Below are 23,019 nucleotides of genomic sequence, written 5' to 3'. Positions count from 1 at the left end.
GATGACGGTGGATGAGAACTCCGGGAAACGTCGGGAGAATCGCTTCAGCGACAACACATGTGGGCACTCACGCGGCACAGGTCGACGGCGAGGCGTCGAACGAGCGGAGTGGTGGCCATGGTCAATTCCTACCTCACTAGGGTTTATTGGCGCAAATGCGGCCGACCGGCGCGGATCTGCCGACGATAGGATGATCCGCATGGCACAACGGCGTGATCCCGAACCCGACCCCGACGGTCTCGACCCGGACGGGCCCACTCGCAGCACGCCCTGGCCGTTCATCGGGGCCGTGCTCGTGATCGCCGTCCTCGCGCTGGTGCTCGTCGTCACGCAGATCCTCTCGCCCGAGGGCGAGAACCTCGACGACAACGAACGGATCACACGCACGACCAGCGACTACGTCAAGGCCCTCAACGCAGATGACGAGGACGTCCTCGTCATTCTCCGCTGCGGCGAACTGAGCCGCGGTGAGGGGCCGCTCGCTGGGGCCGATGGCGACATCGACCTGCAGCGCAGCGACAACGTGGTCATCGACGGCGACAAGGCCACCGTCGACGTCACCACCGCGATCGACGGGGAGTCGACAACCGAGACGTGGCACTTGACTCTCGTCGACGACGTCTGGCGCGTCTGCACTGCCTGATCGACCCGGTGCGATCCTGCGGGTCGTGGACCGCCCACTATCCCGCGTAATCGCTCGGGTCTGACCTGTGAAAAGGTATTCCCGTGAGCTACGCAGGTGATATCACGCCGCAGCACGCCTGGGAGCTGCTGCAGGAAAATCAGGATGCCGTGCTCGTCGATGTGCGCACCGACGCCGAATGGAAATACGTGGGTGTGCCCGACACCGCATCGATCGGGCGCCGCACGTTGTTCGTGGAATGGGTGTCGTATCCGGCCGGGGCCCCCAACGAGCGCTTCGTCGACGAGTTGAAGGACGCTGGGATCAGCGGTGGTCCGGTGATCTTCCTGTGTCGTTCGGGTCAGCGTTCGATCGGCGCCGCCGAAGCTGCGACGGCCGCGGGCCTGGCCCCTGCGTACAACGTTCTCGAAGGATTCGAAGGGCCGCTCGATGCCGACAAGCATCGCGGCGGACAGGGCTGGCGGGCCGCGGGCCTGCCGTGGAGGCAGTCGTGAGTGCAATTCCCCAGGGCGGTGCGTTCAGCAAGGCGCTGCCCGATTCCGTGCGTCCCGCCACGCTCGGCGTGCGCGGTGGCGTGCTGCGATCCGGCTTCGAGGAAACGTCCGAGGCGCTCTACCTCAACTCCGGGTTCGTCTACGAATCAGCGGAAGCCGCCGAACAGGCATTCACCGGCGAGGTCGACCACTTCGTGTACTCCCGGTACGGCAACCCGACGGTGACGATGTTCGAGGAGCGGCTGCGCCTGCTCGACGGTGCCGAAGCCTGCTACTCCACGGCATCGGGCATGTCGGCGGTGTTCACGGCGCTTGCCGCGCTGCTCGGCAAGGGTGATCGACTGGTCGCAGCACGCAGCCTCTTCGGATCATGCTTCGTGGTGTGCAACGAGATTCTGCCCAGGTGGGGGGTGGAGACGGTGTTCGTCGACGGTGAAGACCTCGACCAGTGGGAGAAGGCGCTGTCGGTGCCCACCACAGCCGTGTTCTTCGAGACCCCGTCGAACCCGATGCAGACCCTCGTCGACGTCCGCAAGGTGTCCGAGATGGCCCACGCGGCAGGTGCAAAGGTGTTGCTGGACAACGTCTTCGCCACCCCGTTGCTGCAGCGCAGTCTCGATCTCGGCGCCGACATCGTCGTGTACTCGGGTACCAAGCACATCGACGGGCAGGGCCGGGTGCTCGGCGGAGCGATCCTCGGGCCCCAGGACTACATCGACGGCCCGGTCAAGAACCTCATCCGCCACACAGGCCCGTCGCTGAGCCCGTTCAACGCGTGGACCCTGCTCAAGGGTCTCGAGACGATGCCCGTCCGGTTGCGTGCCGCGGTCGATTCCACTTTGCGCATCGGCAAGTTCCTGGAGTCGCATTCCGAGGTGAGCTGGATCAAGTACCCGTTCCTCGAATCGCATCCGCAGTACGAGCTGGCGAGGTCCCAGATGAGCGGGGGCGGGACCATCCTCACCTTCGAACTCGCCGCCGCTGAGGGGGAGGGCAAGAAACGGGCGTTCGAGCTGCTGAACAAGCTGCGCGTCGTCGACATCTCCAACAACCTCGGCGACTCCAAGTCGCTCATCACCCACCCCGCGACCACGACCCACCGGGCGATGGGCCCCGAAGGACGCGCCGCGATCGGCCTGTCCGACGGCGTCGTGCGCTTGTCGGTGGGGCTCGAAGATCCCGAAGATCTGCTCGAAGACCTGGAGCAGGCGCTCGCCTGATCCCGAAACGCTGTGGGATACGCTGCGGGTGCTCTGCCAATCGGGCAGGGCACCCGCAGCGTTTCGGTGAAGCCGGTGAGAATCCGGCGCTGTCCCGCAACTGTGAGACCGGTATTCGACCGGTGAGTCAGGTCAGCCGGCGCCGCGGGCACGTACTGGTCCTCGGACGAAGGACGGTGTCGTGCCGCAACTTCTCGTTGCAGCCGTGCTGTTTTCGTCCTCCGAGCCACGGAGGATGGTTGTGTCCCTCACTTCCCGCAGGTTTCTCACCGCCGGTGTCGCTGCCCTCGCACTGGTGATCGCCGGTTGCGGCAGCGGTGACGATGCCGCGTCCGACAGTGCTCCACCTGCTGAATCCGGAACTCCGCAGGCCATCGTGTCGCTGAGTCCGACCACCACCGAGATGCTCTACGCGGTCGGTGCGGGCGACCAGGTGGTCGCCGTCGACGACCAGTCCGATTACCCAGAGGGCGTGCCGGTTACCGATCTGTCCGGCTACAACCCCAACGTCGAGGCCATCTTGGGCTACGACCCCGATCTCGTCGTCGCCACCGACGACAACGGCGACCTCGTCGCCGGACTCGGGAACGCCGGCGTCGACGTGCTGCTCCTTCCCGCTGCGGTCAGCCTCGACGACACCTACGACCAGCTCGAACAGGTGGGTGCTGCAACAGGCCATGTGGGGGACGCCGCGGAACTCGTCGCGCAGATGCAGACCGAGATCAGCGAACTCGTCGCCTCCGTGCCCGAGCGTGAGACACCTCTGCGGTACTACCACGAACTCGACAACACGTACTACAGCGTCACCGACGACACCTACATCGGCGAGATCTACTCGCTGCTGGGACTGACCTCCATCGCGACCGGCGGCGACGGATACCCGCAGCTGTCGTCCGAGTTCATCGTCGAGCAGAACCCCGATCTGATCTTCCTCGCCGACTCGCAGTGCTGCGGTGTGACACCCGAGACGGTCGCTGAACGGGCCGGCTGGGCAGAACTCACCGCAGTCCGCGACGGACAGGTCCATGTCCTCGACGAGGACATCGCGAGCCGGTGGGGTCCACGCGTCGTCGACCTCGTGCGTGAACTCGCCGCGATCGTCGCCGCCGTCCCCGCAGGCCAGCCTGCACCGTGATCACATCGCGTCGCCGCGCAGTCGTATTGGGTGGCGCGGTGGTCGCACTCGTTGCGGCGATGCTCGTCGGGATCCTCGTCGGTCCGGCCGGGCTCACCCCCCAAGGCGTCCTGCTCGATGTGCTCGACAAGATCCCGTTCGTCGACGTCGACTCGGGCCTGAGCACCCGACAGCAGGCGATCCTGTGGAACATTCGCATGCCTCGGGTGGTGCTCGGCGTGATCGTCGGCGCGATGCTCGCGATCGCCGGAGCCGCCTACCAGGGCGTTTTCCGTAACCCGCTCGCCGACCCGTACCTGCTCGGTGTGTCGAGCGGTGCGGGCCTCGGCGCGACACTCGCAATCGTCGTGGGGGGCGCAGCCGGATTCGCCGGGGTGCCCGTGGCCGCGTTCGCAGGCGGGATGCTCGCCGTCGGAGCCACCTACGCCCTGGGGCGCACCGTCGGTGGCAGTCGCACCGAGGTGATCATCATCCTCGCCGGTGTCGCGGTCGCGGCATTCGCCAACGCCATCCAGACGTTCTTCATGCAGCTCCACGACGACACGCTGCGCCAGGTCTATTCGTGGATGCTCGGACGTCTTGCCACCGACGGCTGGTCCGATGTACGGACCGTGCTGCCGTACGTGATCGTCTCGGTCGTCGTGATCATGCTGCACAGGCGCACTCTCGACGTCATGTCGGTCGGGGACGTCGAAGCCTCGAGCCTCGGCATCAACCCGGCCAGGGTCCGGCTGATCCTCGTGTGTATCGCGACGCTCGGCACGGCCGCCGTCGTCTCTGCCAGCGGCCTGATCGGGTTCGTCGGCATCGTCATTCCCCACGCCGTCCGGTTGCTGATCGGTCCGGGGCACCGCATGCTGTTGCCGCTGTCGCTGATGGTCGGCGCAGCGTTCCTCGTACTCGCCGACGTCCTGGCCCGCACGGTGATGTCCCCGGCCGAACTGCCGATCGGCGTCGTGACCGCGGCGATCGGTGCGCCGTTCTTCCTCGTCGTGCTGCGGCGGAGCCGGGGTGTGGCATGAACGGCGTGACCTGCCGAAGTCTGTGCGCGGAGCGCGGCGGCGTGCAGGTGCTGCACGACGTCGATCTCGTCGTCGGCGCGGGGGAGTGGGTGTCGCTGGTCGGGCCCAACGGGTCGGGCAAGACCACGCTGCTGCACGCGCTCGCCGGGCTGGTGCCCGTGGCCGGCGATGTCGAGATCGCGGGGGTGACACCTCGGCACTCGGGTCGTCGCGCCATCGCGCGTGCGGTCGCGTTGATGCCGCAACGACCGATCGTTCCCGAGGGCGTCACCGTGCGTGAGCTGATCCACCTCGGCCGCACCCCTCATGTTCCGCGCTTCGGAAGTGAACAACCGCGCGACCGCGAGATCGTCGAACGGGTCATCGCGAGGCTCGAACTCGAGAACTTCGCGTCGCGGCTCGCGACCGCGCTGTCGGGTGGTGAACTGCAGCGGGTCGTGCTGGCCCGGGCGCTTGCGCAGCAACCGCAGGTGCTGCTGCTCGACGAGCCCACCAGCGCGTTGGACATCGGACATCAACAGCAGGTGCTCGACCTCGTCGACTCGATGCGCCGCGAAGGTGAGCTCACGGTGATCGCGGCGATGCACGACCTGACGTCGGCGAGTCAGTACGGCGAGCGGTTGGTGCTGCTGGACCGGGGTCGGATCGTCGCTGACGGACTATCCGCCGAAGTGCTCACCGTCGAGCGCATCGCCGAGATCTACGGTGCCCGCGTCGAGGTGCTCGACCGCCCCGCGGGTCGCGCGGTGCTGCCCTTGCGTGACCGGCCCGAACCCGTCGAACCACAGGAGCTGTGATGGAGGTATTGCTGCTGGGCACCGGTGCTGCGGACGGGTGGCCCAACCCCTTCTGCCGATGCGATTCGTGTGGGGATGCGGCACGCAGGAACGAGGTTCGCGGGCAGACGGCAGCACTGGTCGATGGTGTGCTGATGCTCGACTGCGGACCGGAGGCACCCCGCGCGGCGGTGCGATTCGGCCGGACCCTCGCGGATGTGCGCCACGTCCTGCTCACTCACGCGCACCCGGATCACCTGGGACCGCAGGCCCTGCTGTTCCGGTCGTGGGTGGACGCGGGGCATGTCATCGATGTTGTCGGCCCACCTGGCGCCCTCGATGAGTGCCTGCCGTGGGTCGGGCCCGGGGACCCGGTGCGGTTCGTGCCGGTCGAGGCCGGCGACGAACTGCAGGTCGGTGAGTACACGGTGCGGGTACTGGAGGCGCAACACAAGGTGTTCCGTGACGGAGATGCCGTGCTCTACGACATCACCGGGCCCGACGGGTCGCGGATCCTGTGGGCCTGCGACACCGGGCCGCTATCGGAGTCCTGGTTCGAGGCGGTGCGTGACGCCGCGTTCGATGCGGTGTTTCTCGAAGAGACCTTCGGGGACCGATCCGACCTGTCTTCCGGGCACCTGGGCCTGCCCGAATTCGCCGAGACCGTCGAGTCTCTGCGCGGATGCGGCGCAGCGGGGGACTCGACGGATGTCGTCGCAGTGCACCTGGGACATCACAACCCGCCGATCGCACAGCTTCGTGAACGGTTACGGCATTGCGGTGCCCGCGTGGGAACCGATGGGGAGGTTCTGCGCATGGGATCCGGATCGTCAGGATCGTCGGGTTCCCGCACTCTCGTGCTGGGCGGGGTTCGCTCGGGTAAGTCGCGTCACGCGGAGGAACTGTCCGCAGGATACGAATCGGTGACGTACGTCGCGACCGGGGGCGCTCGCGAAGGGGACGAGGAATGGGCACGCCGTGTCGCGCTGCATCGTGAGCGGCGACCCGATACGTGGGCAACCATCGAAACAGTCGACGTCGCGCAGGTGTTGCGTGAGGCCACCGAGCCGCTGCTGATCGACTGTCTCGGCACGTGGCTGACCGCGCGACTCGACGTGCACGATGTGTGGAACGGCGGGGATGTCGCGGCGGTCGACGCCGACATCGACGAACTGCTCGACGCGTGGAAAGCGTGTCGTGTGCCCGTGGTTGCGGTGAGCAACGAGGTGGGCAGCGGAGTGGTGCCTGCCACTGCTTCCGGGCGATTGTTCCGTGATCTGCTCGGCCGACTCAACGCGTCGGTTGCGTCCGTCTCGGATTCCGTGACGATGGTCGTTGCCGGCATCCCCATGCCGTTGCGCTGATACGCACGCATCCAAATTGGACGTGGGCCACATTTCCTAGTTTCCGGCCTCGAATCGTGGCACACTGGATCCTCGGTGCCAGCGGCCGGAATGTGGAGAGGAGGACTCGGATGCGTACCAACCCATATCTGTGGAATGGATCGCGATCGATGATCCGACTCCTCGACCATGAAGTCGAAAAGTCCGGTCGACCAACCGGATTCAGCTGCTGACACCCCGATTCCCGGGGTGTGTGCGCCCCGGGTTGCCAGTCGCCTCACGGTGACACCCCGGGCCGTTCACTCTTCGAGAATGTGCAATCCCAGAAGGACATGACGTCCCCGCTGCCTGTGTGGGACACACCTGTGCCGCGACGGCCCGGAAGGAGACAGACCGATGACCATGACTTTGGCAGACCTGCTTGCTCCCACCTACGATGCCCCGGACTGGGACGTCGCCGCATGCCGCGGTGACGCACACCCCGATCGGTGGTTTCCGGACCCGAGCGAGGACTTCGACTACGCGGCACGCGTCTGCGCGCGCTGCCCGATCCTCGATGCCTGCCGCACCTACGCTGCCGAGGACAAGCAGTCCGGTGTGTGGGGTGGCCACGAGTACCGCCGCGGCAAGATCATTCGCTGACGCTGGGATTCGAGTGCGCGATGGGCACGCGGAAAAGCTTGGACCGGATGCCTGTTCGCGTCAGCGTCAGAACGGGTTTCCGGTGCGGCCCACCAGATCGGCAACCGAGTCGATGATTCGCGTCGGACGATAGGGATACATCTCCACCGAGGCACGGGTGCTGATTCCGGTGAGCACGAGCAACGTCTGAAGTCCCGCTTCGAGGCCACAGACGATGTCGGTGTCCATACGATCGCCGATCATGAGCGTGTGTTCCGAGTGCGCGCCGATCGCTCGCAGAGCCGAACGCATCATCAAAGCATTGGGTTTACCGACGAAGTACGGGGCGCGGCCGGTGGCACGGGTTATCAGCGCTGCGACCGAACCGGTCGCGGGCAGCGACCCTTCGGGCGACGGGCCCGTCGGGTCGGGGTTGGTCGCGATGAACCGCGCACCGCGCTCGACGAGCCGGATCGCGGTGGTGATCGCCTCGAACGAGTACGTTCGGGTCTCGCCGAGTACCACGTAGTCAGGATCGCTTTCGGTCAGCACATAGCCGATGTCGTGCAACGCCGTCGTCAGGCCCGATTCGCCCACCACATAAGCGCTTCCGCCGGGACGCTGATTCGCGAGGAATGTCGCGGTGGCGAGGGCCGAGGTCCAGATGGATTCCTCGGGTACGTCGAGGCCCGTCCGCAGAAGACGGGCCTTCAGATCGCGCGGGGTGCGGATCGAATTGTTGGTGAGGACCATGAACGGGATCTCGTTCACGCGGAGTTCTTCGAGCAAGGCATCGGCGCCAGGGATCAAGACGTCCTCGTGCACGAGGACACCGTCCATGTCCATGAGGTAGTTCCAGACAGGCGCAGTAGGGGGAGCATCGTCTTCCGAACTCACCCGCCCAGTCTCTCACCGGAACCTCAGGCGAGCAGTCGATACAGTCCGATGAGTCCGACCACGACGATCACCGCACGCAGCGCGACGGGCGACAGGCGCCGGCCGTAATGGGACCCGAGCCACCCGCCGATCAAGGAGCCCACCGCGATGAGCGCTGCGACGGTCCAGTTGATCCGGTCGAACGCGACGAGAATGTACGCCGTCGCTGCGACTATGTTGACGATCAGGGACAACAGGTTCTTCGCCGCGTTCTGCCTCTGGATGTGGTCTTGCAGCAACGCCCCGAACAATCCCATGAGCAGGATGCCCTGAGCTGCGGTGAAGTAGCCGCCGTAGATACCGACGGCGAAGGTGCCGACGATCAGCAGGGTCGTGCGCACCGGACCGAGGTCGCCGTCGGCGTTGTCCCCGGTGCGTTGCAGGACCCACTTCTGGATCTTCGGCTGAAAAACAACGAGTAGCAGCGCCAGGATCAGCAACACCGGCACGACTGTTTCGAACACGGTCTCGGGCAGGTGCAACAGCAGCCACGCACCGAGAATGGCTCCCGCGAAAGACGCGGGGATCTGCCAGCGCAGCCGCGGCCACTGACCCCTCAGTTCCTTCCGGTACCCCCATGTGCCGGATACGCCGCCCGCAACCAGCCCGATCGCGTTGGACATCGTCGCAGTGACGGGCGGGACCCCGAACGCGATCAGGGTGGGAAACGTGATGAGGGTGCCGGAGCCGACGAGCGAATTGATCGCCCCGGCCCCGAGCCCGGCAAGGGCGATGAGAAACAGTTCGAGCGGGGTCACCGGGGGAAGTCTACGGATCGCTTTCACGCGCCGAAGGGGAGGTCGTGTGCGGTTCTCGCCCAGAAACCGCACACAACCTTCACCTCGGTCGCTATCCGGATACCCCCGCTCGACGAAGCGCGCTTCGGACCCGCTCGACGAGTACACCTGGGCGCCGATACAGCAGATCAGCGCCGACGCGGATGACCGTCCAGCCCAGTTCGGACAACCCGGCGTAGCGATCGATATCGCGGGTGCGCTGGTCTGCGTCGGTCCAGTGGTGCGCACCGTCGTATTCGACCAGCACGCGCCATTGTTTCCAGCCCATGTCGGCGCGCTACGAAATCGGCGCCGTCGTGTACCAACAGGTGAGTGGCGTTGCACAGTGCATCGAAGATCTCCACCCTCCGCTGGAGACCGTCGTCCCGTCGTGCGAGGTCGAATGCCATCTGCGAGGGGGTCGTGACGATCATGCCGTCGACCGTGCAGGTCTCGATGCAGGAGGCCTTGCGCACGACGATTCCGGGCACGGAGCGGACATGCCCGGTTCTCACCAGTTCTGCCGGTGCGGTCGCGTCCAGCCATCGGGTACCGTGCACTGCTGCTGCAGACATCCCGACGAGGACTCCGCTCGAACCGGCCCACAGTCGAGCAGCTTTCGCGCGGAGCAGGGGAGTGGGCTGTATTTCCCGGGCGATGTAGACGTCGCGGTGTAGACGGACGAAATGGTGCCGTAACCGGTGTCTCGTCACGAGTCCGGCGGCGACGGCTGCCGTGCCGGAGAAAGGCTCACCTTCGTCGATCATGTCCCACAGCGTGCACGGTTTCGAGATACGACGAAATCCCCTGTGCACGAACCTGTGTACCGCCGTGAGTTATCCACAGATGAGCACCGCAGCAGCGGGTCCAGGGGGAGGTTGTGCGCGCAGAATCGAAGATATTCGTACACAACCTCCCCTTCGGCAACACGGGATGCGGGCATACTCGAGGCAACTGCAGACGAAAACAGGAGACGTTCGGTGGCACAGGCACTCAAGTTGGGATACAAGGCATCGGCCGAGCAGTTCGGTCCGCGTGAACTGGTCGAGCTCGGTGTGCTCGCCGAGGCGCATGGGATGGATTCGGCGACGGTGTCGGATCATTTCCAGCCGTGGCGGCACAACGGTGGGCATGCGCCGTTCTCGTTGGCGTGGATGACGGCGGTGGGGGAACGTACCGAGCGGTTGCAGTTGGGGACGTCGGTGCTCACGCCGACGTTCCGGTACAACCCGGCGGTGATCGCGCAGGCGTTCGCGACGATGGGGTGTTTGTATCCGGGGCGGGTGATGCTGGGTGTGGGGACCGGTGAGGCGCTCAATGAGATCGCGACGGGGTACAGCGATGCGTGGCCGGAGTTCAAGGAGCGGTTTGCTCGTCTTCGGGAGTCGGTGCGGTTGATGCGGGCGTTGTGGACCGGTGATCGTGTGGATTTCGAGGGGGAGTTCTACCGGACGGTGGGGGCGTCGATCTATGACGTGCCCGACGGTGGTGTTCCGGTGTATGTCGCGGCGGGTGGTCCGGTGGTGGCGCGGTATGCGGGTCGGGCGGGTGATGGGTTCATCTGTACCTCGGGTAAGGGGATGGAGTTGTACACCGACAAGTTGTTGCCTGCGGTGGCCGAGGGTGCGGCAAAGGCCGAGCGTGAGGTGGCGGGGATCGACAAGATGATCGAGATCAAGATTTCGTATGACACGGATCCGGAGTTGGCGCTGGAGAATACGCGGTTCTGGGCGCCGTTGTCGTTGACGCCGGAGCAGAAGCATTCGATCGAGGATCCGGTGGAGATGGAGGCGGCTGCCGACGCTCTGCCGATCGAGCAGGTGGCGAAGCGGTGGATTGTGGCGTCGGATCCGGATGCCGCGGTCGAACAGGTCAGGGCGTATATCGATGCCGGTCTCAACCATTTGGTCTTTCACGCGCCGGGTCATGATCAGAGGCGTTTTCTGGAGTTGTTCGAGCGGGATCTGGCTCCGCGTCTGCGCGCTCTCGCCTGAGTCCGGATCGAGCGGGCCGCTCCACACACCAGTGCGGCCCGCACTCCGCGCATCAGTGCGGCCCGCACTCCGCACATCAGTGCGGCCCGCATTAGGGTGAGATCCATGAGCGCCAACGCAGGGTCAGTGTCGAGCATCTACATCGCGGCACCCGAGGGCGACACCGGGAAATCGGCCGTTGCGCTCGGCGTACTGCAGATGTTGTGCGCCTCCACCGCACGTGTCGGGGTGTTCCGGCCCATCGCCCGCTCCGACAGCGACACGGACTACATCCTCGAACTCCTCCTCGAATACACGACCGTCGACCTCGACTACGACGACTGTATCGGCGTCACCTACGACGATGTCCATGCCGACCCTGAAGCGGCGCTCAGCGACATCGTCACCAAGTACCATTTCGTCGCCGATCGGTGCGACGCCGTCGTCATCGTCGGCAGCGATTTCACCGAGATCGCGAACCCCAGCGAGTTGTCCTACAACGCGCGGATCGCCGCGAACCTCGACGCACCCGTGCTGCTCGTCCTGCGCGGTGCGGGCCGTACCCCCGACGAGATCGCCCAATTGGCCGCGGTGTGTGCGAACGAATTGTCGGCGCACCACGCGCACCTCGGCGGAACCGTCGTCAACCGCTGCGACCCGGACCGCCTCGACGACGTCACTGCGGCGCTCGCGGACCGCACCGAAACTGTATGGGCGCTGCCCGAGACCCCGATCCTGATGGCTCCCACAATGGGTGAGCTGCAGACGGCCATCGACGGCGAGCTCTACAGCGGTGACCCCGACCTGCTGCAACGCGAGGTGCTGCGCATCATGGTCGGAGGTATGACCGCCGAGCACATCCTCGAGCGCCTCACCGAAGGCGTCGTGGTCATCGTGCCCGCCGACCGCACCGACGTCATCCTCGCGCTCGTCAATGCCAATGCGGCAGAGGGGTTCCCGACGCTCGCCGGAATCATCATGAACGGCGGGCTGCTGCCTCACCCGGCCATCGCGCAACTCGTCGCAGGTCTCAAGCCGAGCCTGCCGATCCTCACCACCGCGCTGGGCACCTTCGACACGGCCTCGGCGGCCGACCGCACACGCGGACGCATGGCGCTGTCGGCACAGCGCAAGATCGAGACCGCGCTCGCGCTGATGGAGCGGCATGTGGACGCGTCGGAACTGCTCGAACGGCTGCGCTTGCCGCGCCCTTCGGTGACGACCCCGCAGATGTTCGAATATCAGCTCGTCGACCGGGCCCGCGAGCAGCGACGCCACATCGTGCTGCCCGAGGGGGACGACGACCGGATCCTGCGCGCCGCCGGACGGGTCCTGCAGCGGCGCATCGCCGATCTGACCATTCTCGGCGACGAAGCCGCGGTGCGTCAGCGTGCCTCCGAACTCGGCATCGACATCTCGGCGGCGAACATCGATGATCCGCGCACGTCCGCACACATCGACACGTTTGCCGAAGAGTACACGCGGCTTCGGGCCCACAAGGGCATGACCGTGGAGCGGGCACGCGAAATCATGGGTGACATCTCTTATTTCGCCACCATGATGGTGCACCTCGGGATCGCGGACGGCATGGTCTCCGGTGCTGCACACACCACCGCGCACACGATCCGGCCGTCCTTCGAGATCATCAAGACCGAACCGGGCGTGTCGACGGTGTCGAGCATTTTCCTGATGTGCCTGTCGGATCGCGTACTGGCCTACGGCGACTGCGCCGTGGTGCCCGACCCGACCGCCGACCAGCTCGCCGACATCGCAATCTCATCGGCGGCCACCGCAGCACGATTCGGTATCGAACCGCGCATCGCGATGCTTTCGTACTCGACGGGCGAGTCCGGCTCAGGTGTCGACGTCGACAAGGTGCGCACCGCAACGGCTCTCGTGCGGGAGCGGCGACCGGACCTGCCGGTGGAAGGGCCGATCCAGTACGACGCTGCGATCGAACCTTCGGTGGCCAGTACGAAACTGCCCGACTCCGCTGTGGCGGGGAAAGCGACCGTATTCATCTTCCCCGACCTGAACACCGGTAACAACACCTATAAGGCGGTGCAGCGCAGCGCGGGCGCGGTCGCGGTCGGCCCCGTGCTCCAAGGACTGAACAAACCCGTCAACGACCTGTCGCGCGGCGCACTCATCCAGGACATCGTCAACACCGTGGCGATCACCGCAATTCAAGCTCAGGGAGATGCCCAGTGAGTACTTTCGATCCGCTCACGGCGGGCACCGTCCTCGTGCTCAACTCCGGATCGTCATCGATCAAGTTCCAGCTGGTCGACCCCCAGACCGCGGAAGCACCTGCACACGGGCTCATCGAACGGATCGGTGAACCCGACGGGCGCATCGTCTTCCATCACACCACTGGCACCGACGAACACATCGGACAGATCCCCGACCACCGCTTCGGCCTGCGCAAAGTTCTCGAGATGCTCGAAGGACTCGGGCGCCCACTCGAAGAAGTCGGGATCGTCGCCGTCGGACACCGACTGGTCCACGGCGGCGACCGGTTCTACGAGCCGACCCTCATCGACGACGCGGTGGTGCAGGCTGTCTCCGACCTGTCCGTCCTCGCGCCCTTGCACAACCCGGCGAACGTCGTCGGTATGGAGGTTGCCCGCGAAGAGCTGCCCGACGTCCCGCACGTGGGAGTGTTCGACACGGCCTTCTTCCATTCATTGCCTGCTGCTGCGGCGACATACGCAATCGACCGGGACATCGCACGGAACAATGGGATTCGCCGCTACGGATTCCACGGCACCTCACACGAATACGTCTCGAACCGTGCCGCCGCGTTCCTCGGCCGCGACTACGGCGAGCTGAACCAGGTGGTGCTGCACCTCGGCAACGGTGCGTCCGCGTCGGCGATCGCCGGTGGCAGCCCGCTCGACACGTCGATGGGTCTGACGCCCCTCGAAGGGCTCGTGATGGGCACACGCAGTGGCGACATCGACCCCGGCGTACTGATGCATCTCAACCGGGCCGCGGGTATGAACGTCGACGAGATCGACCGCATCCTCAACCGCAGTTCCGGGCTGAAGGGTCTCTCGGGCGTCAACGACTTCCGGGCGCTTCTCGGGTTGATCGCCGACGGTGACGCCGACGCGAAACTCGCCTACGACGTGTACGTACATCGGTTGAAGAAATACATCGGTGCCTACCTCGCGATCCTCGGCGGCACCGACACCATAGTGTTCACCGGTGGGGTGGGCGAGAACAACGTCGATATCCGCCGCGACAGTCTCGCGGGACTGGATAGGCTCGGCATCGTCCTGGACCGGGAGCGCAACGAAGCATCCGGGGGTGGTGAGCGCAGGATCTCGGCGGACGACTCCCGGGTCGAGGTACTCGTGATTCCTACCAACGAGGAACTCGCGATCGCGCGCGCCGCAGTGGCATTCGTGTAACTCGGTGGACTGCGAACGGCATCGGAAGCCCGCCCCCGTGCGCGGACGTCGTTACAACAGGCTTCGGGGACGGATGGCATTGGCGAGGTCGACGAGAGTATAGCGATGCATGCGCGCCGGGGCTTGTCTTGCGAGCTGACGCAACGCTCCCTCGGTTCCCCGTCGCAGCCCTCGTTCTGTGAACGGTACATCCAGGAACCTGCTGTGCTCGTGCCGGGAGTGGTTCCCTGCACGCACCCAGTCGAGCGCAGTACTGAGAACGAGCGCCTCCATCTGAAGAGCTCGCCCCTCGTCCGGTGGTAGCGCGGACACCCGTCGCGCGGCCTCGCGGAGATCGGATTCGGTGATCGAATCGATATCGCCCTCGCGCAACAGGATCAGCGTGCTCGTCATCGTCGCGGCGCTGTGATGGCGCGACGTGGCGGGCACCTGATCGAGAATCTCCACAGCCGCGGAGAGACTCACGCGCGCGGTGAGCTGACGTGCCAGACCGAACGCGGCACTGACGGTGTTGTGGTCGGTACGCCACACCGTGCGATAGGACTCCTCACAGAACTGGCGCCACGCGGACGGGTCGTCGCTCTCCCAATGCTGCAGGATCAACTCGGCGGTCGCGGCGAGCGCGAGCTTCGGGGCGAGCTCTCCCGGCAACGCTTCGAGCACCTTCTCGAATCGCCCGAACGCAACCTCGAATTCCTCCATGAGCATCGAGGCGAGTCCCGCATACCAGTCGATGCGCCAATCGGAGCCGATGTCGCTCTCCAGACGCTGGAGGAGCTCCACAGCATGCTGGGCTTCTCCGAGATCGAGATAGGCGCGCGTCTCGGCGAGGGTCAGCTCGCGGGAGAACGCCACATCCGCACTGCCGACGACGCGTTCGATGCCGCTCTCGCGAGCATGCCGCAGCGAGTCCAGGGTCTGCTGCGGTTCACTGTGCACTGCGGCAGCGAGCAACGCCGCGCTCGGATCGTTCGGATCCAGCAACGGAACAGGCAGCGCTGCAGCGACATTACGTGCCTCGATGGCGGAATCACGTTCCATTCCGTCGACATACACATCGGTTTCTGCGACCGCCTCGTCGGTCCCGAACGTGGTGCGTGGAGGGCTGAACATACGCGACAGACCGGGATGTTCGGTGCCGCTCTTCTGCGAAAGGATCTCGCGCAATACCCCCGTCAACTGGCCGGCCAGTTCATCGGCCGACGCAAATCGCCGGTTCGGATCAGTGTTGGTGGCGCGCAGCAACAACCGGTGGAACGAATCGTGCTCGGCAAGAATCGGTTGTTCGGTGGGCGTAGGCAAACCGTCGAGGTATCGCCCCTTGTCGGAGGGCATGTCGAGAGTGAGCACCGCCAGAGTCCGTCCGACCGTGTAGATATCGCTGGCGACCGTAGGTCCTGTCCGTGCGATCTCGGGTGCCTGGTAGCCGGGGGTGCCGTACAGGTACCCGTAGTCCTCGATACCGGCGACCGCACCGAGATCGATGAGTTTGAGCTGCTCGTCGGTGACCATGATGTTCTCGGGCTTGAGATCGTTGTAGACGAGCCCGATCTCGTGCAGGTACCCGAGTGCGGGAAGGGTCTCCAAGAGATACCCGATGGCCTGCTCGACGGGCATCCGCTGGTCGGGGCACGTGCGCAGCACCTCGCGGAGCGAATGTCCGCCCACATATTCCATGACGATGTACCCCATCGGGGTGCCGTCGGGCCGGGGGTGTTCCACGAAGTTGTAGATCCGCACGATGCTCGGATGGCTCACCTCGGCGAGGAACTGCTTCTCGGCGACTGCCACCGCCTGAGCTTCCGCGTCGCCGGTGTGCAGAAGTCCCTTGAGAACGACCCACCGGTCACTGACGTTTCGATCGATCGCGAGGAAGATCCACCCGAGGCCGCCGTGGGCGATACAACCCTGTACCTCGTACTGTCCGGCGACGAGCTCTCCGGGCTGCAGGGCAGGTGTGAACTCGAACCGCGAGCCGCACTTCGGGCAGTTCCCGGACGTCGGCCCGGGGCCCTTCGGGCTGCTGCGTCCCACCGGGTTGGCGCACTTCCAGCAGAACCGTTTCCCCTCGGCCACATGAGGATCGCGTAGAACTGCGGACGCAGGATCGATCGGCGAGGGCACCGGCACGTCGACCAGATCGGCGACCCGTCGGTGCAGATGTCCGCGCGTGCGGGAGCGTCGAGTCGAGGACCGCCCCGACGGGGTGCTGCTGTGCGGAGCCGAATCGGGAAGCGCCGAACGCTGCGTTGCGGGCGCCGAACGCTGTGTTGCGGGAGCTGAACGCTCGGTGGCGGGAGCTGAACGCTCGGTCGCAGGCCCGGAGTCGGGTGGATCGGCTGATTCGTCGCGTGTCATGACATCCTCAATCGACGTACGTCGGGGCCGGTGGGGCAGGCGCCTGGCCGAGAACCGCGAGATACCGGTTGTACAACTCGGTCCACGTGCCGTCGGCGCGGATCCGCGCGAGGGTGCCATTGACCGCTCTCACCAGATCGTCGTTGCCCTTGGCGATCCCGATGCCGTACGGTTCGGATCCCAACGACGGTCCGACCAGTTCGAGATACGGGTCCTGGGAGGCGAGTCCGGCAAGGATCGTGTCGTCGGTGGACACAGCGTCGACCTGTCGCTGTTGCAGGACGACGAGACAATCGGCCCACGAGGGCACGGTCAGTATCGACGCTGCCGGTTGCAGTTGCTGCATGCGCGTGAGCGACGTCGTGCCCGCAGCGATGCACACCCGTCGGCCCGCGAGATCTGCGGCGCTTCGGACATCGGAATCCTTGACGACGAGCACTCGCTGCTGCGCGAGGAAATAGACCGTGGAGAAATCCACGCGCTCGCGTCGTGCGCAGGTGATGCTCATGGTCTTCGCGACGATGTCGACGGTTGAATCCTGCAGGGCCTGCTCGCGTTCCGAAGAGTTCAGGATTCGGAAATCCACTGCCTCCGGATCGCCGAGAATGTCGCGGGCGATCTCCCGGGCGATCTCGACGTCGAATCCGGTGATGCGGCCGGTTGCGGGGTCGCGGTAGCTCATGAGATTGCTGCCCGTGTCGAGTCCGACGATCAGCCTGCCGCGGGCGCGGATGGCGTCGAGGGCAGGCCCGGTCTCGTTGCCGGTGGGACGCAGACTCGCAGTGGGATCGCCGCACTGCGGCGCCGTGGGCACCGCAGACGGGGAGGGCGCGAAGGCGGCGTCCTCGGGCATCGGAAGCGAGACGGTGGAGGTCTCGGTGGTCGACTCGCGGGGCGGGACCTCGGTTGAACACCCTGCCGCAACCGCCGCGACCGCACACAGGGCCGCGATCCACACACCCGCAGGGCGCCGCGCTGTCACTGGTACTCCCGAAGTCGTGGCCACAGTCCGATGATGACAGCGGTCAGCGACAGCACCATCAGGGCGATCGCCACGGGAGCGAGACCCGACAACGTGCGCGACGCACGGAACTCGTTGTCGCGGAGTTCGTGACGGGTGTCCTCGATGCCTTCGCTCAGCGCCGCATCGAGACGGGCGAATTGCGCGGTTGCCTCATCGGGCCCGGGGCCGGTGGCGAGCACCGCAGCAGCGGTGAAATCGCCGCGTTCGAGCGCCGCCACGGTTCGCGAGTGCGACCTGATCCACGCCTGTCTGGCTGCTTCCGCCCGGGACGCGGCGTCGGTGCCGATCTCCACGGTGCCACCCTTGGTGTAACCGTCGAGCCGATCCCCGAGACGGGTGATCGTCTCGTCGTAGACCCCGATATATGCCCCACTCGCGTCCCGCCGCGCGAGGAGAAGTGTCTCGGCGGTGCGGGACTGCTGCGCGAGGATGCGGCTCGCCGTGAGATCTGCAAGCGGCTCCGCGCCCTGCTCGATGGCGCGTTCGGTTGCGCTCGAGGACACCAGGCCGGCGATGAGGAGCCAGCACAGCAACGCCCCGGTTGCACCGATCGCGAAGATCAGACCCGGGTTGAGGGTGCGTCGGGTCTTTCGGCTCACGAGGATATGTGCTGCACACAACGCCGCCACGGTGACCAGAAGCAGCCCGATCGCACCCCACGGAGGGGCCACTGCGGCGCGCTGCGTCGAGTTCACTGCGATCACGCCTTGCGTGTGCAGCTCCTGGGCCACCGGCAGCATCGACGTCTGCATCATGTTCGATGCCTCGGCCAGGTACGCGGCGCCGACCGGGTTGCCTGCGCGATTGTTGGCACGGGCGGTCTCGATCAGCCCCGTGTACATAGGGAGCATGCGCGCGACCGCGGCAACGTTCACTGCGCCGAGCTCGTCCTGCTCTGCGAGCCCCGCTGCGGCGACTACGAGCTGCCCGGACGCTTCCGCAATCGCCTCGACATAGCGGTCGCGCACCGGGGCAGGCTCGATCCCGCCCGAGATGAATCCGGTGACGGCAGCCGCATCGGCGATGGACAGCGCGCTGTACAGGTTCTGGGCGGCGTTCGCGAGCGGCTCGGTGGTTGCCAGAAGGCGATCATGGGTGGCCTTCCGGCTACTCGCGACCTGCGCGGATGCCACACCGGAGATCACCAGCAGTACTGCGAGTATCAACCCGAGCGAAATCAGCTTGGCCGGTGTCGACCGGAACAACTCACGTACTCCGTCGCTGCGGTCACGCCGCCCGTCGTGATCCTCGGCCGAGCCTCCCGACCCGCCGACGGAATCGATCGGAGGGGTCATGCGCACGTTCACGGCACAACCCCTTCCTCGAGAAACCCGATTGTGGCGAGCATATAAGTTGAATGGGACGTATTGGCAGGCGTCCACATCGTCGGAGTTCATCCGGAGTTCGAAAGCGCCGGTACCGACCCCCAATGGGGACGTCGTGCCCTCGCGACGGCCGAGGGCGAGGAGGGCGGATTCGATGCGCGGTGATGGGGACGGCTGGGCAGTAGGGCCGGACGGAGGACGTCGATGGGGCGTGCACGGTGCAGCGGGATTGCTGCTGCGCGCCCCGCGGAGTGACGGGACCCCTGCGGTGTTGCTCCAGCTCCGCGCGGCGTGGAGCCACCAGGGCGGTACATGGGCGTTGCCGGGTGGCGCCCGCGACAGTCACGAATCCACAGTCGACGCCGCGGTACGCGAGGCGCAGGAGGAGGCGGGAATCGACAGTACGTCGGTCGCGGTACGTGCCGAACGGGTCACCTCGGGAAGGCCCGGCTCCTGGTCCTACACGACCGTGGTGGCCGATGCGCCCGCACCGCTCGACACCACCATGAACGGGGAGAGCACCGAGTTGCGGTGGGTGGGCGAGGACGAGGTCGAATCGTTGCCGTTGCACGCGGGATTCGCCGAAGCCTGGTCTGCTCTGCGCACCCGCCCGGTGAGGATGCTGCTCGACACCGCGAACGTTCTCGGAGCCGGTGGGCCGTCCGGATGGTGGCGAGACCGTCCCGGTGCGACAGGTGCCCTGCTCACCGGCATCGCGGCGGCCCTCCCACGCACCGTCGAACTTCCCGACGGAACATTCGGGTGGGTGTCGCGGGTCGAGGCGGTGCTCGAAGGCCGTGCGCGTAGCGCGATCGTCGACAACGACCGCACCCGCGTGCACACCGCGGACGGCAGTGGCGACGACGAACTCGCGCGGCTTGCCGCAGCAGTTGCTCCCGATACTTCGGCTGTTCCCGCTACGGCGACCGCGCTCGATCCGGCCGTGACAGTGGTGGTGACCGCCGATCGGGGACTGCGTGCGCGTCTGCCCCACGGCACCATGGCGCTGTCCCCGTCGGCAGTACTCGGCTGGCTCTAGGACGTCAGACAGGCAGCGCAGCCTTCAGCGCTGCCGCGGCAGCGCGCGGGTCGTCGGCCTTCGTGATCGCGCGCACCACCGCGATGCGCTGGGCGCCCGCGTCGAGCACCTGCGGGAGACGTTCGAGATCCACACCGCCGATCGCGAACCACGGTCGCTGCGGATGCGAAGCGTGTACCTCCCGGAGGACGTCGAGTCCGGCTGCTGTGCGCCCCGGCTTGGTCGGGGTGTCCCACACCGGACCGGACGCGAAATAGTCCACTCCGTCCTCGCCGTCGGCGAGCACGGCCTGCGCGCGGCTGGCCGTGGACCGGCCGATGACGATGTCGTCGCCGAGGATCCTCCGCGCCTGCTTCACCGGCAGGTCGCCCTGTCCGAGGTGCAGAATGTCGGCGCCTGCGGCGAGCGCGATGTCGGCGCGGTCGTTGACCGCGAACAGTGCCCCGTGGCGTGCACACGCATCGGCGATCACCTCGAGCGCGGCGAGTTCCTCACCGGCCTCCAGGCGGCCGAACTTCTTCTCACCTGCGGAGTCCTTGTCGCGCAACTGCACGATATCGACGCCGCCGACCAGGGCTTCCTCGATGAACCGGGCGAGATCGCGGGTGTCGCGACGGGCATCGGTGCACAGGTACAACCGCGCGGTCGCGAGGCGTCCACGGGGGTCGGGATGGCTGCCGCGGTAGGTGGTCGGGTAGGTCGTCACGGACAAGACGGTAGCCTCTACCTCGAAAGTGACAACACGGGAGTCCCGAGGAACGCGGGGCTGAGAGGGGGCCTGCCGGCCCCGACCGTTATGACCTGAACCGGATCATGCCGGCGCAGGGAGTGAGGTGGATGTCGTGTCGACAGTAGCGGTCATCGGTGGTGGCGTGATCGGTCTGGCCGTCGCGTGGCGTGCAGCCCGCGCGGGATGGACGGTCACCGTCCACGATCGTGCCCCGGGCACCGGCGCATCCTGGGTTGCGGGCGGAATGCTCGCACCGTTGTCGGAAGGGTGGCCCGGGGAAGAGCACGTCCTCGATCTCGGGGCGGCCTCGCTGCAGCGCTGGCCCGCACTCGCGCACGACCTCGAATGCGAGACCGGCATCGACGTCTTCACCGCGGGTGCATCGCTGACCGTTGCTCTGGACGCCGCGGACGCCGCCGACCTGCGCACGATCGCAACCTGGGTGGCGGAGCAGGGCCACGAGATGCGCATCCTCACCCGGGCCGAGATCCGTGATCTCGAACCGTCGCTGGGTCCGCGGATCAGGCTCGGCCTGCTGGCCCCCACCGAACTGTCCGTCGACAACAGAAGGCTCGTCGAAGCGCTGCATCGCGCTGCCGTCGCCGCGGGTGTGCAGTTCGTCCAGGCTTCCGTCGGCGACCTCGACGAACTGTCCGACGACCGCGTCGTGCTCGCCGCGGGGTACGCATCGGCGCGACTGTGGCCGGACCTTCCGGTCCGGCCGGTCAAAGGTGAGATCCTGCGGCTGCGCGTACGCCCCGGAGCAACCCCGCCGCCGCAGCACACCGTGCGCGGCAGTGTGCACGGACGCCCCGCGTATCTGGTGCCACGCGCCGACGGGATCGTCGTGGGAGCGACCCAGTACGAAGCGGACGACACCGAGGTCACGGTCGCGGGAGTGCGCGACCTGATCGCCGACGCCGAAATGCTGTTTCCCGCGATCGGTGAGTACGAACTGCACGAGGCGAGCGCGGGGCTGCGCCCGATGAGTCCTGACAATCTGCCGCTGATCGGCAGATTGTCGGATCGGGTGATTGCTGCTACCGGGCACGGGCGCAACGGAATTCTGCTCACCGCGATCACGGTCGACTCGGTGCTCGCCGAGCTCGCCGACGACCCGCTCGCCGAGGTGGCACATGCAGATCCCCAACGATTCGCGAAGGAGAGCGTGCGATGACGAATCAGATTTCGGTCGGTATCACCGTCAACGGTGAGGAGAAATATTTTGCAGACGAACCGACCATGACGGACCTGCTGGCCGAGATGGGACTGCCCGAGAAGGGCATCGCGGTCGCCGTCGACGGGGTGTTGTTCCCCCGGGGACGCTGGAGCGAGAAAATCGGCAAGGGTGCGCAGATCGAGATCCTCACGGCGGTGCAGGGTGGCTGAACACGCACTCGCGCGGGTGGACCCGGGGCAGGATCTCCCCCCGCTGACCATCGCCGGGCGATCGTTCTCGTCCCGGTTGATCACCGGCACGGGAGGTGCTGCGAACCTTGCAGTGCTCGAGGACGCGCTCGTTGCCTCGGGTACCGAATTGACCACTGTGGCGATGCGTCGGGTCGACGCGACGTCGGGAACGGGCGTGCTGGACCTGCTGGTTCGGCTCGGGATCGCGCCGCTGCCGAACACCGCGGGGTGCCGCGGAGCGAAGGAGGCGGTCCTCACCGCGCAACTGGGCCGGGAAGCGCTCGAAACCGATTGGGTCAAGCTCGAAGTCATCGCCGACGAACGAACCCTGTTGCCCGACGCGATCGAATTGGTCTCTGCTGCAGAGCAGCTCGTGGACGACGGGTTCAATGTCCTGCCGTACACCACCGATGATCCGGTGCTCGCGCGTCGCCTGGAGGATGTCGGGTGTGTCGCGGTGATGCCGCTCGGATCGCCGATCGGGACGGGGCTGGGTATCGCCAATCCACACCACATCGAGATGATCGTGGAATCCGCTGGGGTACCCGTCATTCTCGACGCCGGTATCGGTACTGCCTCGGATGCTGCCCTCGCCATGGAACTGGGCTGCGACGCGGTGCTCCTCGCCACGGCGGTCACCCGAGCGAAGGACCCGGCGTTGATGGCATCAGCGATGCGTCACGCGGTCGAAGCCGGCTTCCGTGCTCGGCATGCCGGACGCATTCCCAAGCGATTCTGGGCCCAGGCATCGTCGCCCCTGGATCCCTGAGGCCCTGGT

23 protein-coding genes and 2 riboswitches are annotated in these 23,019 nt (G+C 66.3%); of the genes, 16 read left to right on the top strand and 7 right to left on the bottom strand.

Translation table 11 applies throughout. From position 1 onward, the window contains the following. The first annotated feature begins 199 nt into the window (after positions 1-199). The 8 genes from ACSYG9_RS03660 (at position 200) to ACSYG9_RS03625 (ending at position 7,275) form a co-directional block, all read left to right on the top strand. Positions 200-643: an Rv0361 family membrane protein gene (locus ACSYG9_RS03660; RefSeq protein ID WP_440125859.1), complete on the top strand. Its 444-nt coding sequence runs from the start codon at positions 200-202 to the stop codon at positions 641-643. A gap of 83 nt (positions 644-726) precedes the next feature. After that, a complete protein-coding gene (locus ACSYG9_RS03655; RefSeq protein ID WP_440125858.1) occupies positions 727-1,137 on the top strand; it encodes a rhodanese-like domain-containing protein in 411 nt (136 codons plus the stop codon). Beyond that, positions 1,134-2,357: an O-succinylhomoserine sulfhydrylase gene (locus tag ACSYG9_RS03650; RefSeq protein ID WP_454841181.1), complete on the top strand. Its 1,224-nt coding sequence runs from the start codon at positions 1,134-1,136 to the stop codon at positions 2,355-2,357. Before ACSYG9_RS03655 ends, ACSYG9_RS03650 begins: the two co-directional genes overlap by 4 nt. Positions 2,358-2,369: 12 nt before the next feature. Further along, a riboswitch (cobalamin riboswitch) is annotated at positions 2,370-2,515 on the top strand. A gap of 83 nt (positions 2,516-2,598) precedes the next feature. After that, positions 2,599-3,492, top strand: coding sequence for an ABC transporter substrate-binding protein (locus tag ACSYG9_RS03645; RefSeq protein WP_454841179.1), 894 nt, complete (start codon positions 2,599-2,601; stop codon positions 3,490-3,492). A gap of 59 nt (positions 3,493-3,551) precedes the next feature. After that, a complete protein-coding gene (locus ACSYG9_RS03640; RefSeq protein ID WP_440127520.1) occupies positions 3,552-4,514 on the top strand; it encodes an iron chelate uptake ABC transporter family permease subunit in 963 nt (320 codons plus the stop codon). Next, complete coding sequence (locus ACSYG9_RS03635; protein ID WP_440125855.1) at positions 4,511-5,311, top strand: ATP-binding cassette domain-containing protein; 801 nt, start codon at positions 4,511-4,513, stop codon at positions 5,309-5,311. Before ACSYG9_RS03640 ends, ACSYG9_RS03635 begins: the two co-directional genes overlap by 4 nt. Further along, on the top strand, positions 5,311-6,654 hold the full coding sequence (gene cobU, locus ACSYG9_RS03630; RefSeq protein WP_440125854.1) for a bifunctional adenosylcobinamide kinase/adenosylcobinamide-phosphate guanylyltransferase: 1,344 nt from the start codon (positions 5,311-5,313) through the stop codon (positions 6,652-6,654). The genes ACSYG9_RS03635 and cobU overlap by 1 nt, the downstream gene beginning before the upstream one ends. 375 nt (positions 6,655-7,029) lie before the next feature. Continuing rightward, entirely contained in the window at positions 7,030-7,275 is a 246-nt protein-coding gene (locus tag ACSYG9_RS03625; RefSeq protein WP_330136120.1) for a WhiB family transcriptional regulator, read from the top strand. Positions 7,276-7,341: 66 nt separating this feature from the next. On the opposite strand, the gene ACSYG9_RS03620 is transcribed toward ACSYG9_RS03625, so the two are convergent. The 3 genes from ACSYG9_RS03620 to ACSYG9_RS03610 form a co-directional block, all read right to left on the bottom strand. Then, complete coding sequence (locus ACSYG9_RS03620) at positions 7,342-8,100, bottom strand: HAD-IIA family hydrolase (RefSeq protein ID WP_440127519.1); 759 nt, start codon at positions 8,098-8,100, stop codon at positions 7,342-7,344. Between the two features lie 74 nt (positions 8,101-8,174). Continuing rightward, positions 8,175-8,948 (bottom strand): TSUP family transporter, encoded by a 774-nt coding sequence (locus ACSYG9_RS03615; RefSeq protein WP_440125853.1) that lies wholly within the window; start codon positions 8,946-8,948, stop codon positions 8,175-8,177. A gap of 91 nt (positions 8,949-9,039) precedes the next feature. Continuing rightward, the gene (locus ACSYG9_RS03610) at positions 9,040-9,255 is read right to left on the bottom strand and encodes a DUF559 domain-containing protein (protein ID WP_440125852.1); all 216 of its coding nucleotides are present in this window, start codon (positions 9,253-9,255) and stop codon (positions 9,040-9,042) included. 691 nt (positions 9,256-9,946) lie between these two features. On the opposite strand from ACSYG9_RS03610, the gene fgd reads away from it, so the two are divergent. From fgd to ACSYG9_RS03595, 3 genes are all read left to right on the top strand, one after another. Then, positions 9,947-10,960, top strand: coding sequence for a glucose-6-phosphate dehydrogenase (coenzyme-F420) (gene fgd / locus ACSYG9_RS03605; protein ID WP_440125851.1), 1,014 nt, complete (start codon positions 9,947-9,949; stop codon positions 10,958-10,960). A 105-nt stretch (positions 10,961-11,065) separates the two neighbouring features. Then, positions 11,066-13,150 carry a phosphate acetyltransferase gene (gene pta, locus ACSYG9_RS03600; RefSeq protein ID WP_440125850.1) on the top strand — a complete coding sequence of 695 codons (2,085 nt, stop codon included), beginning with the start codon at positions 11,066-11,068 and terminating at the stop codon, positions 13,148-13,150. Further along, positions 13,147-14,355 carry an acetate/propionate family kinase gene (locus ACSYG9_RS03595; RefSeq protein ID WP_440125849.1) on the top strand — a complete coding sequence of 403 codons (1,209 nt, stop codon included), beginning with the start codon at positions 13,147-13,149 and terminating at the stop codon, positions 14,353-14,355. The genes pta and ACSYG9_RS03595 overlap by 4 nt, the downstream gene beginning before the upstream one ends. 51 nt (positions 14,356-14,406) lie before the next feature. Here the strand turns inward: ACSYG9_RS03595 and ACSYG9_RS03590 are convergent, their stop codons facing one another. The 3 genes from ACSYG9_RS03590 to ACSYG9_RS03580 are packed head-to-tail and all read right to left on the bottom strand — an operon-like array spanning position 14,407 to position 19,032. Next, positions 14,407-16,713, bottom strand: coding sequence for a tetratricopeptide repeat protein (locus ACSYG9_RS03590; RefSeq protein ID WP_454841176.1), 2,307 nt, complete (start codon positions 16,711-16,713; stop codon positions 14,407-14,409). A 7-nt stretch (positions 16,714-16,720) separates the two neighbouring features. Next, positions 16,721-17,695 carry a glutamate ABC transporter substrate-binding protein gene (locus ACSYG9_RS03585; protein ID WP_440125847.1) on the bottom strand — a complete coding sequence of 325 codons (975 nt, stop codon included), beginning with the start codon at positions 17,693-17,695 and terminating at the stop codon, positions 16,721-16,723. Continuing rightward, positions 17,692-19,032 carry a hypothetical protein gene (locus tag ACSYG9_RS03580; RefSeq protein ID WP_454841174.1) on the bottom strand — a complete coding sequence of 447 codons (1,341 nt, stop codon included), beginning with the start codon at positions 19,030-19,032 and terminating at the stop codon, positions 17,692-17,694. Before ACSYG9_RS03580 ends, ACSYG9_RS03585 begins: the two co-directional genes overlap by 4 nt. A 72-nt stretch (positions 19,033-19,104) precedes the next feature. Here ACSYG9_RS03580 and ACSYG9_RS03575 point away from each other — a divergent pair, with 72 nt between their 5' ends. Beyond that, the gene (locus ACSYG9_RS03575; RefSeq protein WP_440125845.1) at positions 19,105-19,227 is read left to right on the top strand and encodes a hypothetical protein; all 123 of its coding nucleotides are present in this window, start codon (positions 19,105-19,107) and stop codon (positions 19,225-19,227) included. After that, complete coding sequence (locus ACSYG9_RS03570) at positions 19,217-20,101, top strand: NUDIX hydrolase (protein ID WP_454841172.1); 885 nt, start codon at positions 19,217-19,219, stop codon at positions 20,099-20,101. Before ACSYG9_RS03575 ends, ACSYG9_RS03570 begins: the two co-directional genes overlap by 11 nt. Before the next feature lie 4 nt (positions 20,102-20,105). Here the strand turns inward: ACSYG9_RS03570 and thiE are convergent, their stop codons facing one another. After that, positions 20,106-20,807 (bottom strand): thiamine phosphate synthase, encoded by a 702-nt coding sequence (thiE, locus tag ACSYG9_RS03565; RefSeq protein ID WP_169686969.1) that lies wholly within the window; start codon positions 20,805-20,807, stop codon positions 20,106-20,108. Between the two features lie 26 nt (positions 20,808-20,833). Beyond that, a riboswitch (TPP riboswitch) is annotated at positions 20,834-20,948 on the top strand. On the opposite strand from thiE, the gene thiO reads away from it, so the two are divergent. From thiO to thiG, 3 genes are all read left to right on the top strand, one after another. Further along, on the top strand, positions 20,944-22,008 hold the full coding sequence (gene thiO, locus ACSYG9_RS03560; RefSeq protein ID WP_440125843.1) for a glycine oxidase ThiO: 1,065 nt from the start codon (positions 20,944-20,946) through the stop codon (positions 22,006-22,008). (Overlaps the previous riboswitch by 5 nt.) Beyond that, the gene (gene thiS, locus ACSYG9_RS03555; protein ID WP_440125842.1) at positions 22,005-22,220 is read left to right on the top strand and encodes a sulfur carrier protein ThiS; all 216 of its coding nucleotides are present in this window, start codon (positions 22,005-22,007) and stop codon (positions 22,218-22,220) included. The genes thiO and thiS overlap by 4 nt, the downstream gene beginning before the upstream one ends. After that, positions 22,213-23,010, top strand: coding sequence for a thiazole synthase (gene thiG, locus ACSYG9_RS03550; RefSeq protein ID WP_440125841.1), 798 nt, complete (start codon positions 22,213-22,215; stop codon positions 23,008-23,010). The genes thiS and thiG overlap by 8 nt, the downstream gene beginning before the upstream one ends. The last annotated feature ends 9 nt before the right edge of the window (positions 23,011-23,019 follow it).

Source organism: Rhodococcus sp. SJ-2, assembly GCF_053750035.1.
Note: the sequence above shows the minus strand (reverse complement) of the source record. Positions and strands in the feature narration are given on the sequence as shown.